This is a genomic window from Nonomuraea sp. NPDC049646 (genome assembly GCF_044465525.1).
Lineage (GTDB): Bacteria > Actinomycetota > Actinomycetes > Streptosporangiales > Streptosporangiaceae > Nonomuraea.
Genome location: NZ_JBITLU010000004.1, coordinates 262901 through 278706, shown reverse-complemented (window position 1 = coordinate 278706; position 15806 = coordinate 262901). Strand labels below are relative to the sequence as shown.

The following is a 15806-nucleotide window of genomic DNA, read 5'->3' as shown; positions in this document are numbered from 1 at the left end:
CCTGCCTCCGAAAACTGGCCAGACCGGTGCGAACAGTCGCACACTAGAGGTGACGGATCTGGAGAGTGACTGGTGCTCGACACGCTGACGGCGGCGCTGCGCTCGCTGCTGCCTCCCGACTCGGTGATCACCGATCCGGTACGCCTGCGCACCTACGAGTGCGACGGGCTGACCAGCCACCGGGCGACGCCGGGCGTGGTCGTGCTGCCCGCGACGGCCGAGCAGGTCGCCCGGATCGTCCGGATGTGCAATGACTTCGGGGTGCCGTTCGTGGCCAGGGGGTCGGGCACGGGCCTGTCCGGCGGCGCGCTCCCCCGCGAGGACGGCGTGCTCATCGTCACCTCGAAGATGCGCCGGATCCTGGAGATCGACCTGCCCGACCGCAGGGCCGTCGTCGAGCCGGGCGTGACGAACCTGGCGATCACCGAGGCCGTGCGCGACGCGGGCTACTACTACGCCCCCGACCCCTCCAGCCAGCAGGTCTGCTCGATCGGCGGCAACGTGGCGGAGAACTCCGGCGGCGCCCACTGCCTCAAGTACGGCTTCACCGTCAACCACGTCGAGGCGTGCGAGATCGTCACCCCCGACGGCGACCTGGTCGTCCTCGACCGCATGGACCCGGGCTACGACCTGCTCGGCGCGTTCGTCGGCTCGGAGGGCACGCTGGGCATCGCCACCAGGATCACCGTACGGCTGAGCCGGGCGCCGGAGGCGGTGACCACGGTGCTGGCCGCGTTCGGGGACATCGAGCAGGGCGGCCGGGCGGTGTCGGCGATCATCGGGGCGGGCATCGTGCCGGCCGCGATCGAGATGATGGACGCGCTGGCCATCGAGGCCGCCGAGGCGGCGGTCGCCTGCTCCTACCCGCAGGGGGCGGGCGCGGTGCTGATCGTGGAGCTGGACGGGCCGCGGGAGTCGGTCGAGCGGGAGTTCGCGCGGCTGACGGAGATCTGCTCGGACGCCTTCGAGCTGCGCGTGGCGGCCGGTCCCGAGGAGCGCGCGGCCATCTGGAAGGGCCGCAAGTCGGCCTTCGCGGCGGTCGGCCGGATCAGCCCGGCCTACATCGTCCAGGACGGCGTCGTGCCGCGCACGTCGCTGCCCGGCGTGCTCGCGGCCATCGACCGGCTCTCGCGCGAGCACGGCATCAGGGTGGCCAACGTCTTCCACGCCGGCGACGGCAACCTGCACCCGCTGGTGCTGTTCGACGACGCCGAGCCGGGCGCGGGCGAGCGGGCCGAGGCGGTCTCCGGCGCGATCCTCGACCTGTGCGTCGAGCACGGCGGCTCGATCACCGGCGAGCACGGCGTCGGGGTGGACAAGGCGCGCTACATGCCGAAGATGTTCACCGGCGCCGATCTGGACACCATGCAGCTCCTCCGGTGCGCGTTCGACCCGGGCGGCCTGTCCAACCCTGGCAAGGTGTTCCCCACGCCGCGGTTGTGCGGCGAGGTTCCGGGCGTGCGCAAGGGCGCGCACCCGCTGGTCGAGTCGGGCAGGGCGGAGCAGTTCTGATGGCGGATCCGTTCGCGGGCACCGGCGTGCCGGTCAGGGCGGCCGGGCCCGGAGACCCGGCGCACCGGTGGGGCGCCCGGTGGGTGGCGGTGCCGGAGAGCGTCGAGGAGGTCGCCGCCGTGCTGCGCGCGTGCGCCGCGGCCGACCTGGCGGTGGTGCCCGCGGGAGGCGGCACGAAGCTGCACTGGGGTCCGCCGCCGGAGCGGTGCGACGTGCTGCTCGGCCTGTCCCGCCTGGACGCGGTCCTGGAGCACGCGGCGGGCGACCTGGTGGTGCGCGCGCAGGCCGGCGTGCGCACGGCGGCGCTGGCGGCGGCGCTCGCGGCACGCGGGCAGGAGCTGGCGCTCGACGTGCCGTTCGCCGGGGAGGCGACCGTCGGGGGCGCCCTGGCCACCGCCCTGCCCGGCCCCCGCGCCTTCCGCTACGGCACCGCCCGCGACCTGCTCATCGGCGTCACGGTGGTGCTGGCCGACGGCACGGTCGCCCGGTCGGGCGGCAAGGTGGTCAAGAACGTCGCGGGCTACGACCTCGGCAAGCTGTTCACCGGCTCGTACGGCACGCTCGGGGTGATCGTCGAGGCCACGTTCCGGCTGCATCCGCTGCCCGGCGAGCGGCGCTGGGTGGTCGCCGGGACGACCGCGGACGACGTGCCGGGCGTCGCGGCGGCGCTGGCGGCCGCGCAGGCCGAGCCGAGCGCGGTCGAGGTGGACCGTCCGGAGCCGGGCGGGCCGGTGACGCTGGCGGTACTGGTGGAGGGCACGGCCGCGCGGGCCCGCGCCGAGGCGCTGCGCGACCTGGTCGGCGGCGGGGCGGTGACCGGCGAGCCGCCGTCCTGGTGGGGGGTCGTCCCGCGGGGTGAGGTGCTGGTCGAGGTGCGTTTCCCGCCTTCGGCGGCCGGCGCTGTGCTGCGGGCGGCAGAAGGGTGCGGCCTGTCGCTGCGCGGGTCGGTGGTCGCCGGCCGGGTGCTGCTGGAGCCCGTCGCCCCTGTCGCCGGGGACGCGCTGCCGGGCCTGGTGAGCGGGCTGCGGGAGCGGGTCGAGGCCGCCGGCGGCCGGGTGAACGTGCTGGCCGCGCCGGACGCCGGGGTCGACAGGTGGGGGCGGGTGAGCGCGCTGCCGTTGATGCGGCGGGTCAAGGAACGGTTCGACCCCGGGCGCAGGATGTCGCCCGGACGGCTGGCGGGAGGGCTGTGACCATGGACCCGGAGCTGATCGGCGACTGCGTGCACTGCGGGTTCTGCCTGCCGACGTGCCCGACGTACGCGTTGTGGGGCGAGGAGATGGACTCGCCGCGCGGGCGGATCCACCTGATGAAGCAGCACGTCGAGGGCGTCCCGGTCACCCCGGAGATGGCCGGGCACTTCGACGCCTGCCTGGGCTGCATGGCGTGCGTCACGGCGTGCCCGTCGGGCGTGCGCTACGACCGGCTGATCGAGCAGACCCGCGCCGAGGCCGAGCGCACGCACGTGCGCGAGCCGCGGGAGCGGGCGGTGCGCGAGATCGTGTTCAGCCTGTTCCCCTACCCGCGCAGGCTGCGGCTGCTGCGGCCGACGATGGGGCTGGCCGGGCGGATGGCGCCGTTCCTGACCCGCGCCCATCCGAGCCTGGGCGCCATGGCCGCGCTCGCGCCGCGCGTGGAGCACCGGCAGCGCCTGCCCCGCCTGGTCAGGGCCAGGGGCGGGCGCAGGGCCGTGGTCGGGATGCTCACCGGGTGCGTGCAGGGCGAGTTCTTCCCGCAGGTGAACGCGGCCACCGCGCGGGTGCTGGCGCTGGAGGGCTGCGACGTGCTGATCCCGGCCGGGCAGGGGTGTTGCGGGGCGCTCAGCGTGCACGCCGGGCGCGCCGATCAGGCCCGGCGGCTGGCGCGCCGGACGGTCAGGGCGTTCCGGAGGGCGGGGGTCGAGACGGTCGTGGTGAACGCGGCCGGCTGCGGCTCGGTCATGAAGGAGTACGGGGAGCTGTTCGGCTCCGATCCCGGGTTCCGGGTGCGGGACCTGTCGGAGTTCCTGGCCGAGCTGGGCCCGGCGGCCAGGCGGCATCCGCTGCCGCTCACCGTCGCCTACCACGACGCCTGTCACCTGGCCCACGCCCAGGGCGTCCGGGCGCAGCCGCGCGAGCTGCTGCGCGGCATTCCCGGCCTTGAGCTGCGGGAGGTGCCCGAGTCGGCGATCTGCTGCGGTTCGGCGGGGACGTACAACATCCTGCAACCGGAGGCGGCCCGCGATCTCGGCGACCGCAAGGCCGGGGCGGTCGCCTCGACCGGGGCCGAGCTGCTGGTCTCGGCCAATCCCGGATGCACGATGCAGATCGCCGCGGCCATGCGCCGGGCCGGGAAGGAGATCAGGGTGGCCCACACCGCCGAAGTGCTGGACGCCTCCCTGCGCGGGGTGTCGCTGTGAGCGTGCAGTCGGTCGAGCGGGCGCTCGACGTGCTGGAGGCGCTGGCCGAGCACGGCGGCGAGGCCGGGCTGTCGGAGATCGCGGCGCGGACGGGCCTGCCGTACGGGACCATCCACCGGCTGCTGCAGACGCTGCTCGCCCGCGGCTACGTGCGCCAGGAGTCCGACCGCCGGTACGCGCTGGGCGGCGGGCTGGTCCGCCTGGGCGGCATCGCGGAGAGCATGGTGGGGGTGTGGGCGCAGCCGTACCTGACGCGGATGGTGGAGCTGTCCGGCGAGACGGCGAACCTGGCGGTGCTGGAAGGCGACTTCGTCGTCTACGTGGCGCAGGTGCCCTCGCCGCGCAGGCTGCGCATGTTCGCCGAGGTCGGACGGCGGGTGCTGCCGCACAGCACGGCCGTGGGCAAGGCGCTGCTGGCCGGGCGGGCGGCCGCCGAGGCGATGGCGGTGTTCGAGCGTACGGGCATGCCGCGGCGCACCCCGAACACGATCACCGACGCGGCCGGCATGCTGGCCGAGCTCGGCCGGGTCAAGGAGCGCGGCTACGCGATGGACCTGGGCGAGGAGGAGCTGGGCGTCCACTGCCTGGCGGTGCCCGTCCGGGACGGCGAGCGCGTGGTGGCCGCGATGTCGGTGTCGGGGCCGGCCGAGCGCATCGACGCCCTCGACCGCGACGAGCTGGCCGAGGGCATGCGGAGGATCGCCTCCGACTTCGGCCGCGAGCTGGCCCCGGCCTCCTCGAAGTAGCGCCTGCCGTCCGGCTCCGGCGGCTATTCTGTTGCGCTGTGAGCAACAGTACGACGGTTCAGTCCGTCGACCGGGCCATCGCGATCCTGGAGATCCTGGCCCGCGAGGGCGCCACCCGGGTGACTGACCTCGCGGTCGAGCTCGACGTGCACAAGTCCACCGCGTTCCGGCTGCTGGCCGCCCTGGAGCAGGGCGGGCTGGTGGAGCAGAGCGGCGACCGGGGGCGCTACCGGCTGGGGTTCGGCGTCGTACGGCTGGCCGGCGCCGCCACGGCCCAGCTCGACCTGTCCAGGGAGGGCCGCGAGGTGTGCCTGCGGCTGGCCGAGGCGGTCGGCGAGACCGTCAACATCGCGGTCCCCCAGGACGGCGACACGGTCAACATCAGCCAGGTGCGCGGCCCGGCGGCGATCAGCGGCCACAACTGGGTCGGCCAGCGCACCCCGTCGCACGCCACCTCCAGCGGCAAGGTGCTGCTCGCCTTCGGCGCCCTGCGCCTGGCCGGCGAGCTGGAGCGCTACACCCCCCGCACCGTCACCTCCGCCGCCGGCCTGGGCCTGGAGGAGATCAGGCGGCGCGGGTGGGCGGCCACGGTGGAGGAGCTGGAGATCGGGCTGAACGCGGTGGCGGCGCCGATCAGGGGGGCCGACGGCTCGGTGGTGGCCGCGGTCAGCGCGTCGGGGCCGTCCTACCGGCTCACGCCCGAGCGGCTGCCCGAGGTCGGCGAGCTGCTGGCCGCAGGCGCGAGGGAGATAAGCCAGCGCATCGGCTATTACCGTTGAGACCATGTGCAGAAGCATCAAGACCTTGCGGCCGCCGTACGCCGAGAGCGTGACCGAGGACGACGTGCGGGCCGCCGCCCTCCAGTACGTCAGGAAGATCTCCGGGTTCCGCGCCCCCGCGGCCCACAACGCCGAGGCGTTCGACCGGGCCGTGGAGGCGATCACCAGGGCCTCCGAGGAGTTGCTGGGGGCGCTGGAGGTTCGCGGAGGCCGCTGACCCGTCCGCGCCGCCGGGCCGGTCAGCGGGTGGCGGGGCCGTCGGGGGTGCAGAAGATCTTGAGTTCGACCTCCTCGCCGTCCTCCGGCTCGAACTCGACCTTCGCCTCGCGGGCCGGGCCGGGCTGGACGCCGTCCACCGAGTAGCCCTGGGCGGGGCTCCAGGAGCGCAGGGTGACCAGGCCGCCGGAGCAGGAGGCGATCACCGTGCCGGCCTCGGTGCGCATGAGCCGGTCCTGGGCGCGGGCGGACGTCCGCGGCATGGGCGTGGCGGCGCGCGCGGTGGCGGTGGAGAGCGCGGCGCGCACCTCCGGCCCGCTGAGCACGCGGCTGGACGGGCCGGTCACCCCGGTTCCGAGCAGCCCGAGCACGGCCACGGCCGCCCCGGTCGCGGCGGCCGCGGTGACGGCCCAGGCCAGCACGAGACGCTTCACGCCTTCACCCTCCCCCACGTACGGCTAAGCGCAGGTTAAGGCGACGCTAACGATGCTCGGTGCATCACCACGGACCGTCTACGGTTTGGGTATATGGCTGACATCCTGCTCATCGAGGACGACGTGACCATCCGGACGTCGTTGAGCCGGGGCCTGCGCGATCTCGGCCACGCGGTCTCCTCCTCCCCGACCGCGCTGGAGGGGTTGCGGCTGGCCGTGCAGGACCGTCCCGACCTGATCGTGCTCGACCTGGGCCTGCCCGACCTCGACGGCGTCGAGCTGCTGCGCATGTTGCGGGCGGTGAGCCGGGTGCCGGTGATCGTGGCGACCGCCCGCGACGGCGACGCCGAGATGGTGCCCGTCCTGGACGCGGGGGCCGACGACTACGTGGTCAAGCCGTACAGCGCCCGGCAGCTCGACGCCCGGGTGCGGGCGGTGCTGCGGCGCGCGGGCGAGGCCGCGCCGGAGCCGCTGGCCGTGGGCGGGCTGCGGGTCGATCCCCGGGCGCGCACGGCCACGCTCGACGGCGTGTCGCTCGACCTCACGCCGCGCGAGTTCGACGTGCTGCACTTCCTCGCGGCCCGGCCCGGCGAGGTGGTCACCAAGCGCGAGCTGCTGACGGAGGTGTGGCGGCTGCCGTACGGCGGCGCCGACAAGACCGTGGACGTGCACCTGTCGTGGCTGCGCAGGAAGCTCGGCGAGACCGCGGCCGAACCCCGTTACCTGCACACCGTCAGAGGCGTCGGGGTCAAGCTGGTCGGCCCGTCGTGAGGCGCTGGCTGGCGCTGCTGGTGGCCGCGACGACGTCGCTCGTGCTGATCGCGCTGCTGGTGCCGATGGCGCTGCTGATCGGCACGGTGGCCGAGAACGGCGCGATGAGCCGGGCCACCGCCGCCGCCGAGTCCGTCGCGGTCGCGGTCGGCACGCCCGACCTGCCGCTGGCGGTCGAGCAGGTGCCACGGCGGGTGACGGTGTTCCTGCCCGGCGGGGGCACGATGGGCGCGCCCGCCGCCCGCTCCGACGCCGTGCGGCTGGCCGCGACGGGCCGCAGCGTGACCGCCGTCGCCCCCGGCGGCCGGGAGGTGCTGGTCTCGGCGCAGTCCCCCGACGGCACGGCCGTGATCAGGGTGTTCGTGCCGGACGACGAGCTGACGCACGGCGTGCGGCCGGCCTGGCTGGCGCTGCTCGTGCTCGGGCTGGGGCTCATGGTGCTCGGCATCGTGCTGGCCGACCGGCTGGCGCTGGCCGTGACCAGGCCCGTGGTCGGGCTGGCCCGGGTGTCCCACCGGCTGGCCGGCGGAGACCTGAGCGCGCGGGCCGAGCCGGGCGGGCCGCCGGAGGTGCGGTCGGTGGCGCTGGCGCTCAACCATCTGGCCGGGCGCATCGGCGACCTGCTGGCCGCCGAGCGCGAGTCGGTCGCCGACCTGTCCCACCGGCTGCGCACGCCGCTGACCGGCCTGCGGCTGGAGGCCGAGTCGCTGCGCGACCCGGAGGAGGCCGCCCGGGTCCAGGCCAGGGCGGACGCGCTGGAGCGGGCGGTCAGCGCGGTCATCACCGAGGCGCGGCGGCGCTCGGCCGGGCGCGGGTCGTGCGACGCGGCCGAGGTCGTGCGCGAGCGGGTGCGGTTCTGGTCGGTGCTGGCCGAGGACCAGGGGCGGCCGGTGTCGGTGTCGCTGCCCGACGCGCCCGCGCCGGTCGCCGTCGGCGGCGAGGAGCTGGCCGCGTGCGTGGACGCGCTGCTCGGCAACGTGTTCGCGCACACCCCGGAGGGGACCGCCATGGCCGTACGGCTGTCGTCCCGGCCGGCCGGGAGCCTGCTGGTCGTCGAGGACTCGGGGCCGGGGTTCGACCCCGGGTCGCTGGAGCGGGGGATCAGCGGCGGCGGCTCGACCGGCCTGGGGCTGGACATCGCGCGGCGCACCGCCGAGTCGTGCGGCGGCACGCTCGCCGTCTCCGCGCCCGAGGGCGGCGGGGCCCGCGTGGAGCTGACGCTGACCGCCCCCGGCGCGGCTGTCAGCAGTCCTTGAGTATGCCTTCCATCGCGCCCTTCTCGCCGTCGGTGATCCAGACGTCGTACTTGCTCTTCACGTCGATCTGGCGGGCGATGTAGGCGCACCGGTACGCCTTGCGCGGCGGCAGCCAGGTGGCCGCGTCGGAGTCGCTCTTCTGGTTGTTCAGCGGGCCGTCCACCGCCAGCAGGTTGAGCGGGTCGTTGGCGAACTCCTTGCGCTTGGCGGGCGACCACTGCTGCGCGCCCTTCTGCCAGGCGTCCGACAGCGGCACCAGGTGGTCGATCTGGACGGCCGTGCTGGTGTCCTGGCCGCGCTTGAACTTGATGGTCTTGCCGCTGTAGGGGTCGTCCAGCGTGCCGGTGAGCACGATGCAGTCGTGGGTGCCCGACTTGAACGTCTCGTCCTTCAGGTCGCGCTTGAGGATGTCGTTGCGGGTGTCGCAGCCGTTGTGGTCGACGTCGGCCCAGGCGGGGCCGAACTCGTCGCGGTCGAAGCCGGTGCGCGGGGCTCGTCCCTTGACCTTGAGCTTGTCCAGCTTCTTGCGGGCGTCCGAGACCGACGCGGAGTCGGGTTTGGCCGGGTCCGGGCCGCCCGACTGCGCCTCAAGGCCGCCGCAGCCGGCCAGCATCGTCACCATGGCCAGACCGGCCGTGAACGCCCGTACGCGCACGAGATCCCCCAGACTTCGGTTTTCGTAAAGTCTAGGTATAGCAAGTACCCCTAAATGGTCTTATAACGCTAAAAGCGCGTCCAAGAGCCACTCTGCCAGGTAGGCCGTGAACGACGACCTGACGTGGATCCGGTACTCCCCGGCCGCCCGCCGTTCCAGGATCACCGGGGCCCGGCCCAGCAGCGTCTGCGCGTGCCCCGGGAACACGTCGGGATGCAGGTCCACGGGACAGCCGGTGATCAGGACGTCCTCCGCCGCCGGCCCGGACAGCTCCAGGATCGTCCGCTGCCCCGAGACGTCCACCCAGCCGGGTTCCGGCGCGGCGACCCCGGTCACCAGCCACCACGACGGGCCGAGCCGCAGGCCCACGCCGGGATCGGCGCCCCTGACCTCCCACATCGGCTCGAACGGCAGCTCGCGCAGCCGCGCCGACGGCCCGCTCGCCGCCGCGAACCGGTCGGCGAACGCCGCCGCCGGGCTCTCCCGCGCCGGGACGCCCCCGGACGCCGCGGGCGCGTCCTCCTCCAGGGGGTCGCCGTCGCGGCGGGTGTTGCCCGGGTCGTACAGGACCGGCTCGACGACCGTCACGCCGGTGGCCGCCGCCCCCGACACCGCCGTCAGCCGGTCGCCGGGCACGACGTCCCTGACCATGGCCAGCCCGAACGTCCGGCCGAGCGCCGCGCTGGCGTAGCCGGAGGTGACGTGCCCCAGCATGGGCGCGCCCGGCCCGCCCCTGACGAGCTGGGCGCCCTCCTCGATCGGCGCCGCGGGGTCGTCGGCGAGCAGGCCGACCAGGCGTTTGCGGCCCTCGCGGGCGGTGTCGGGGCGGGCGTGCGAGCGTTTGCCCACGAAGTCGGGCTTGCGCGGAGAGACGATCCACGACATGCCGAGGTCGTGCGGCGTGACCGTGCCGTCGGTCTCCTGGCCCACGATGGCGAACCCCTTCTCGGCCCGCAGCACGTGCATCGCCTCGGTCCCGTACGGCACCGCGCCCAGCTCAAGCACCGCCTCCCACAGCGCCCTGCCGTACGGCCAGGGCACGTTGACCTCGTAGGCCAGCTCGCCGGAGAAGCTGATCCGGAACACCCGGCCGGGCACGCCGAGCACGTCCGTCCCGGCGTAGCGCATGAAGGGCAGGCCGAGCGCGCCGGGCGCGACGGCGGCGATCACCCGCCGCGCCTTGGGGCCGGCCACGGCGACCGTCGCCCAGTGGTCGGTCACCGAGGTGAAGGAGACGTCGAGCTCCGGCCACTCGGTCTGCCGCCACTCCTCCAGCCAGTCGAGCACCGCGGCGGCGTTGCCGGTGGTCGTGGTCATCAGGTAGTGGTCGGCGGCGAGCCTGGTCGTGGTGCCGTCGTCGAACACCATGCCGTCGGCCCGGCACATGAGGCCGTAGCGGCAGGCGCCGACAGCGAGCGTGGAGTACATGTTGGTGTAGATCCGGTCCAGGAACGCGCCCGCGTCCGCGCCCCGGATGTCGATCTTGCCCAGGGTGGAGGCGTCCATGGCGGCGACGGAGGTGCGGGCGGCCCGGCACTCGCGCGCCACGGCCGCTTGCATGGTCTCGCCGTCCAGCGGGAAGTAGCGGGGGCGTTTCCACTGGCCGACGTCCTCGAACACCGCGCCCGCGGCGACGTGCGCGGCGTGCATGGCGGTGGTCCTGACCGGGTCGGAGAGCGCGCCCCGGTCGCGCCCGGCCAGCGTCGCGAACGACACCGGCGTGTACGGCGGCCGGAACGTGGTCGTGCCCACCTGCCCCGGCGCGGTCCCGAGCAGCGCCGCCATCACGCCCACGACGACCGTGCCCGACGTCTTGCCCTGGTCGGCGCCGGTGCCCGCGGTGGTGTAGCGCTTGACGTGCTCGACCGAGCGCATCCCGGTGCCGGTCGCCCTGGCCAGGTCGGCCACGGTGACGTCCCGGTGCAGGTCGGCGAAGGCGGGCTCGTCGCCGTCCCCCTCGACCAGCCACAACGCGGCGGGCGGCCGCGGGGGCCGCTCGTCGCACTCCGGCACGCGCAGCTCGCGGGCGGCGGACCCGGCGGCCTCCCGGCCGGCCGCGTGGCCGTCGGCGATGGCCTCGCGGGTGCCGTACCGGCCGCGGCAGGCGCCGGCGGAGCACTCGGCCTGCGCCGAGACGTCCGGGACGAACGCCTGCAACCCCTCGTCGAAGCGCACCCGCCCCTGCGACTGGCTGAACAGGTGCACGGCGGGGTTCCAGCCGCCCGCCACGGCCAGCAGGTCGGCCTCGATGTGCCGCTCCCCCACCCGCACGCCGGTCAGCACGCCGTCCGCGCCGGCCGTGGTGCCGGTGATCACCTGCCCGGCCAGGGCGTCGGGGGTGAGCCCCCGGGGGCGCGGATCGACGATCGCGGCGATCTCCACGCCGGCCGCGCGCAGGTCCGCGGCGGCCTCGTACCCGGAGTCCGCGCAGGCGAGGACGACCGCGCGGCGGCCGGGGAGCACGCCGTACCGGTTGGCGTAGGCGCGGGCGGCCGAGGCCAGCATGACGCCGGGCCGGTCGTTGCCGGGGAAGGCGAGCGAGCGCTCGTGGGCGCCGGTCGCCAGGACGACCCGGCGGGCCCTGATGTGCCACAGCCGCTCGCCGCGCGCCCGCCGCTCGACGGCCACCACGTAGTTGTGGTCGTGGTAGCCGACGGCCGTGGTCCTGGTGAGCACCCGCACGCCGGACAGGTCGAGGGAGTCCACCCAGTCGAGCGCGGGCGCGCCGTCGAGCAGCACCCGGCTGTTCAGCAGGTTGCCGCCCAGCCGGGGCTGGTCGTCGAGCAGGATCACCCGGGCCGCGCGCGCCGCGGCGGCCGCGGCGAGCCCGGCCGGGCCGCCGCCGACCACCAGCACGTCGCAGTGCAGGTACCCCTTGTCGCAGCGCCGGTCGTCGGCCGCGTCGAGGTCCAGCCGGCCCTTGCCGCGCAGGCTCCACGCCTCCAGCCCGTCGTACAGCTCCACGGTCGTGGCCGCCAGCATCGGGTCGGCGCCCACCCGGACCAGGGCGTTCGGCTCCTCGGGTCCGGCCGAGAAGACGCCGCGCGGGCGGCCGGACGCGATGCCCCGGCCCACCACCCGCACCCCGTTGCGCAGCAGCGCGGCGGCCAGCGTGTCGCCCGGCTCCCCCCGGAGGGGACGGCCGTCGAAGGTGAACCTCATGGCGCCTTCCTGATCTCGTGCGTGACCGTGTGCCGTTCGACGGTGAACCAGGTCCGGCAGCCGTGCGTGTGGAACCAGCGTTCGCGGAACCAGCCCCTGGGGTTGTCGCGCAGGAAGACGTAGGCGGCCCACTCCTGGTCGGACAGCTCGCCGGGGGCCTGCGGGTAGGCGATCCCGGCCTGGCCGCCGTAGTGGAACTCGGTCTCGTCGCGGGGGCCGCAGTGGGGGCAGTCGAGGAGCAGCATCAGTGGGCCACCGCCGCCGCGCCGTGCTCGTCCACGAGCGCGCCCGTGGTGAACCGCTCCAGCGCGAACGGCTCGGCGAGCGGGTGCGGGCGGCCGTTGGCGATCGTGTCGGCGTACACCCAGCCGGAGCCGGGGGTCGCCTTGAAGCCGCCGGTGCCCCACCCCGCGTTGACGTAGAGGCCGTCCACGGGGGTGGCGCCGATGATCGGGGAGGCGTCCGGCGAGACGTCCACGATCCCGGCCCACGTCCGCAGCACGCGGACCCGGCTGAACAGCGGGAACAGCTCCAGGGCCGCCGCCATCTGCGCCTCGATCACGTGGCTCCCGCCGCGCTGCCCGTAGGAGTTGTACGCGTCGATGCCCGCCCCCATGACCAGCTCGCCCTTGTGCGCCTGGCTGACGTACACGTGGACGGCGTTGGACATGACGACGCAGTCGAGCACCGGCTCCAGAAGCTCCGACACCAGCGCCTGGAGCGGGTGCGACTGGAGCGGCAGCCGGATCCCGGCCCGCTCGGCCAGGACCGAGGTGTGCCCGGCCGCGGCGAGCGCGACCGTGCCCGCGGCGATGGGCCCGCGCGAGGTGCGCACGCCGGTCACCCGGTTGCCGGTGATCTCGAACCCGGTCACCTCGCAGCCCTGGATCAGGTCCACGCCGTACGCGTCGGCCTGGCGGGCCAGCGCCCAGGCGACGTGGTCGTGCTTGGCGATGCCGCCGCGCCGCTGCAAGGTGGCCCCCAGGACGGGGTGGCGGGCCCGGCCGGAGACGTTGACGATCGGGCAGAACTTCCTGACCTCGTCGGCGTCCAGCCATTCGGCGTCCACGCCGTTGAGCCGGTTGGCGTTGACCCGCCGCCTGCCCTCGCGCACGTCGTGCAGGTTGTGCGCCAGGTTGAGCACGCCGCGCTGGCTGAACTGCAGGTCGTAGTCCAGCTCGGCGCTCAGGCCCTCCCACAGCTTCAGCGAGTGCTCGTAGAGGGCGGCGCTCTCGTCCCACAGGTAGTTGGAGCGGATGATGGTGGTGTTGCGGGCCATGTTGCCGCCGGCCAGCCAGCCCTTCTCCAGGACGGCGACGTTCGTCAGGCCGTGGTTCCTGGCCAGGTAGTAGGCGGTGGCCAGGCCGTGCCCGCCGCCGCCCACGACGACCACGTCGTAGGAGGGCCGCGGATCGGGGTTGCGCCAGAGGAAGCCGGGGTGGGTCAACGTCTGATCTTCTCCATCCGGGGGTCGAACAGCGGCTCGGCGGCGACCTCCGCGGGCACGCGGCGGCCGAAGTACGAGATGTCCACCCGCGTCCCCGGTCCGGCCAGCTCGGCCGGCAGCCAGGCGTAGGCGATCGGACGGCCGATGGTGTGCCCGTACGCGGCGCTGGTGACGTACCCGGCGACGCGGCCGTCGTGCCGGACCGGTTCCTTGCCCATGACCACCTCGTCGCTGAGCAGCGGCACGAGCCTGCGGGACGGTTCGGCGCGGAGCGCGTCGCGGCCGTGGAAGTCCTTGTCCTCCTTGACCGCGAACCCCAGCCCGGCCTCGTACGGGTCGTGCTCGGTGGTCATGTCCACGCCCCACAGCCGGTACCCCTTCTCCAGCCGGAGGCTGTTGAACGCGGCCCGCCCGCCCGCGACCGGCGTACCGGCGGCCCGCAGCGTGTCCCACAGCTTGAGCCCCATGTCGGCGCCGGTGTAGAGCTCCCAGCCCAGCTCGCCCACGTACGAGACGCGCATCGCGAGCACCGGGACCTGCCCGACGTACCCGGACCGGCAGGTGAAGTAGCGGAAGCCGTCGTTGGACAGGTCCATGTCCGTGAGCCCCTGCAGCAGGTCCCTGGCCTGCGGCCCCCACACGCCGACGCAGCAGGTGCCGGGCGTGATGTCCCTGATGTGCACCCCGCGGGGGGCGTGCCGGGTCAGCCAGTCGAGGTCGAGGTTGCCGTTCGCGCCGATCTGGAACCTGTCCTCGGCCAGCCGCGCCGCCGTGAGGTCGGAGCGGATGCCGCCGCCGGCGTCCAGCAGCAGGGTGTAGGTGACCGTGCCGGGCCTCTTGTCCACGTTGTTGGTGGTCATGTGCTGGAGGAAGGCCGCCGCGCCCGGCCCGCTGACCTCGATGCGCTTGAGCGAGGTCATGTCGTAGAGCGCGACCCGCTCGCGGGTGGCCCACGCCTCGGCGGCGGCGACGGGCGACCAGTGGCGGCCGGCCCACGCGTCCCGCCGGTCGGCGCCGATCCGCGGCTCCTCCAGGCCGGCGAGCAGCGGCTCGTTCGCCTCGAACCAGTGCGGCCGCTCCCATCCTGCCGACTCCAGGAAGTACGCGCCCAGCTCCACCTGGCGCGGGTAGAAGGGACTGGTCCGCATCGGGCGCGGCGACTCCATGGGCTGCAACGGGTGGATGACGTCGTAGACCTCGACGAAGTTCTGCCGGCCGCGCTCCTCGACGTAGGCGGGCGACAGCTGCGCCTGCTCGAACCTCGCCGGCTCGCACTCGTGCAGGTCCACCTGCGACCGGCCGGTCACCAGCAGCTCGGCGACCGCCCTGGCCACCCCGGCCGAGTGCGTCACCCAGACGGCCTCGGCCAGCCAGAACCCGTCCAGGTGCGGCGCCTCGCCGATCAGCGGGAAGCCGTCGGCGGTGAAGGAGAAGACGCCGTTGATGCCGTCCTCGTACTTGGCCCCGGCCAGGGCGGGCAGCAGCTCGGCGGCGTCGCGCCAGGCGGGTTCGAAGTCCTCCTCGGTGAACGCCTGGACCGAGGGCATGGTGGTGCCCTTGGGGCCGATCTCGTGCTGGGCGACCGGCATGGGGCGGTGGGCGTAGGAGCCGATGCCGATGCGGTCGCCGTGCTGCCGGGCGTACAGGTCGCGGTCCTGGTGGCGCAGGATGGGGCCCTCGGGCTGCGGGGGCAGGGGGGCGGACTTCGCGTACTGGTGGGCCAGCGGCAGCAGCGGCACGGTCAGCCCGGCCATCTCCCCGATCGACGGGCCCCAGAATCCGGCGGCGCACACGACCACGTCGGCCGGGATGGTCCGGTACTCCCCCGCGACCAGGCAGGAGACGCCGGTGACCCGGCCGCCGTGCTGCTCGACGCCGGTCACGGTGTGCCCGCCGAGGAAGCGCGCCCCGCGTTCGGCGGCCCGCGCCGCCTGCGTCTCGCCGCAGGCCACGGCGGCGGCCAGGCCGTCGCTCGGCACGTGGAAGCCGCCCAGCACCCGGCCGCGGTCCAGCATCGGCCACAGCTCGGCGCACTGCGCGGCGTCCAGCAGGCGGCCCTCGACGCCCCACGACTGCGCCCAGCCGAGCTTGCGGTGCAGGTCGGTCCAGCGTTCCGGGGTGGTGGCCACCTCCAGGCCGCCGACCTGCCGGAAGCAGTGCGCGCCGAGCGCGGTGTACTTGCGCACGGTGTAGGCGGCGAACTCGGTCATGGTCTTGGACGGGTTCGTCTGGAAGACCAGGCCGGGGGCGTGCGAGCTGGAGCCGCCCGCGGCGAAGAGCGGGCCCTGCTCCACGACGGTGACGTCGCTCCAGCCGCGTTCGGTGAGCTCGTCGGCCACCGCGCAACCCACGATCCCGGCTCCGATGATCACCACGCGCGGCCGACCCATCACGCCTCCGGTTGTTCCTTAATACGCAACAAGCACCGGA

The 15806-nt window shown here is 74.5% G+C and carries 14 protein-coding genes; 8 read left to right on the top strand and 6 right to left on the bottom strand.

The window, feature by feature from the left end; all coding sequences use genetic code 11:
- Positions 1 to 72: 72 nt before the first annotated feature.
- The 6 genes from ACIBQ8_RS13760 to ACIBQ8_RS13735 are packed head-to-tail and all read left to right on the top strand — an operon-like array spanning position 73 to position 5652.
- Positions 73 to 1512, top strand: coding sequence for an FAD-linked oxidase C-terminal domain-containing protein (locus ACIBQ8_RS13760; protein WP_397192060.1), 1440 nt, complete (start codon positions 73 to 75; stop codon positions 1510 to 1512).
- A complete protein-coding gene (locus ACIBQ8_RS13755; protein WP_397192059.1) occupies positions 1512 to 2705 on the top strand; it encodes an FAD-binding oxidoreductase in 1194 nt (397 codons plus the stop codon). Before ACIBQ8_RS13760 ends, ACIBQ8_RS13755 begins: the two co-directional genes overlap by 1 nt.
- Positions 2706 to 2707: 2 nt before the next feature.
- The gene (locus ACIBQ8_RS13750) at positions 2708 to 3910 is read left to right on the top strand and encodes a (Fe-S)-binding protein (RefSeq protein ID WP_397192244.1); all 1203 of its coding nucleotides are present in this window, start codon (positions 2708 to 2710) and stop codon (positions 3908 to 3910) included.
- 2 nt (positions 3911 to 3912) lie between these two features.
- Positions 3913 to 4656 (top strand): IclR family transcriptional regulator, encoded by a 744-nt coding sequence (locus tag ACIBQ8_RS13745; RefSeq protein ID WP_397176054.1) that lies wholly within the window; start codon positions 3913 to 3915, stop codon positions 4654 to 4656.
- A gap of 38 nt (positions 4657 to 4694) precedes the next feature.
- Positions 4695 to 5435, top strand: a complete 741-nt coding sequence (locus ACIBQ8_RS13740; protein ID WP_397175515.1) for an IclR family transcriptional regulator — start codon at positions 4695 to 4697, stop codon at positions 5433 to 5435.
- Between the two features lie 4 nt (positions 5436 to 5439).
- Positions 5440 to 5652 (top strand): DUF2277 domain-containing protein, encoded by a 213-nt coding sequence (locus tag ACIBQ8_RS13735; protein ID WP_352322770.1) that lies wholly within the window; start codon positions 5440 to 5442, stop codon positions 5650 to 5652.
- A 22-nt stretch (positions 5653 to 5674) separates the two neighbouring features.
- Here the strand turns inward: ACIBQ8_RS13735 and ACIBQ8_RS13730 are convergent, their stop codons facing one another.
- On the bottom strand, positions 5675 to 6085 hold the full coding sequence (locus ACIBQ8_RS13730; RefSeq protein ID WP_397192058.1) for a hypothetical protein: 411 nt from the start codon (positions 6083 to 6085) through the stop codon (positions 5675 to 5677).
- A gap of 93 nt (positions 6086 to 6178) precedes the next feature.
- Between ACIBQ8_RS13730 and ACIBQ8_RS13725 the strand changes: the two genes are divergently transcribed.
- Positions 6179 to 6856, top strand: a complete 678-nt coding sequence (locus tag ACIBQ8_RS13725) for a response regulator transcription factor (protein ID WP_352322768.1) — start codon at positions 6179 to 6181, stop codon at positions 6854 to 6856.
- Positions 6853 to 8112: a sensor histidine kinase gene (locus tag ACIBQ8_RS13720; protein ID WP_397175511.1), complete on the top strand. Its 1260-nt coding sequence runs from the start codon at positions 6853 to 6855 to the stop codon at positions 8110 to 8112. The genes ACIBQ8_RS13725 and ACIBQ8_RS13720 overlap by 4 nt, the downstream gene beginning before the upstream one ends.
- Here the strand turns inward: ACIBQ8_RS13720 and ACIBQ8_RS13715 are convergent.
- From ACIBQ8_RS13715 to ACIBQ8_RS13695, 5 genes are read right to left on the bottom strand one after another with little or no spacing between them, the layout of a single operon-like run.
- Entirely contained in the window at positions 8099 to 8767 is a 669-nt protein-coding gene (locus ACIBQ8_RS13715) for an HNH endonuclease family protein (RefSeq protein WP_397192057.1), read from the bottom strand. The two genes, ACIBQ8_RS13720 and ACIBQ8_RS13715, sit on opposite strands and share 14 nt — an antisense overlap.
- A 60-nt stretch (positions 8768 to 8827) precedes the next feature.
- Entirely contained in the window at positions 8828 to 11929 is a 3102-nt protein-coding gene (locus tag ACIBQ8_RS13710) for a 2Fe-2S iron-sulfur cluster-binding protein (protein WP_397192056.1), read from the bottom strand.
- Positions 11926 to 12174: a sarcosine oxidase subunit delta gene (locus ACIBQ8_RS13705; RefSeq protein WP_397175506.1), complete on the bottom strand. Its 249-nt coding sequence runs from the start codon at positions 12172 to 12174 to the stop codon at positions 11926 to 11928. The genes ACIBQ8_RS13710 and ACIBQ8_RS13705 overlap by 4 nt, the downstream gene beginning before the upstream one ends.
- Complete coding sequence (locus ACIBQ8_RS13700; protein ID WP_397175504.1) at positions 12174 to 13376, bottom strand: sarcosine oxidase subunit beta family protein; 1203 nt, start codon at positions 13374 to 13376, stop codon at positions 12174 to 12176. The genes ACIBQ8_RS13705 and ACIBQ8_RS13700 overlap by 1 nt, the downstream gene beginning before the upstream one ends.
- On the bottom strand, positions 13373 to 15766 hold the full coding sequence (locus tag ACIBQ8_RS13695; RefSeq protein ID WP_397192243.1) for an FAD-dependent oxidoreductase: 2394 nt from the start codon (positions 15764 to 15766) through the stop codon (positions 13373 to 13375). The genes ACIBQ8_RS13700 and ACIBQ8_RS13695 overlap by 4 nt, the downstream gene beginning before the upstream one ends.
- Positions 15767 to 15806: the final 40 nt, after the last annotated feature.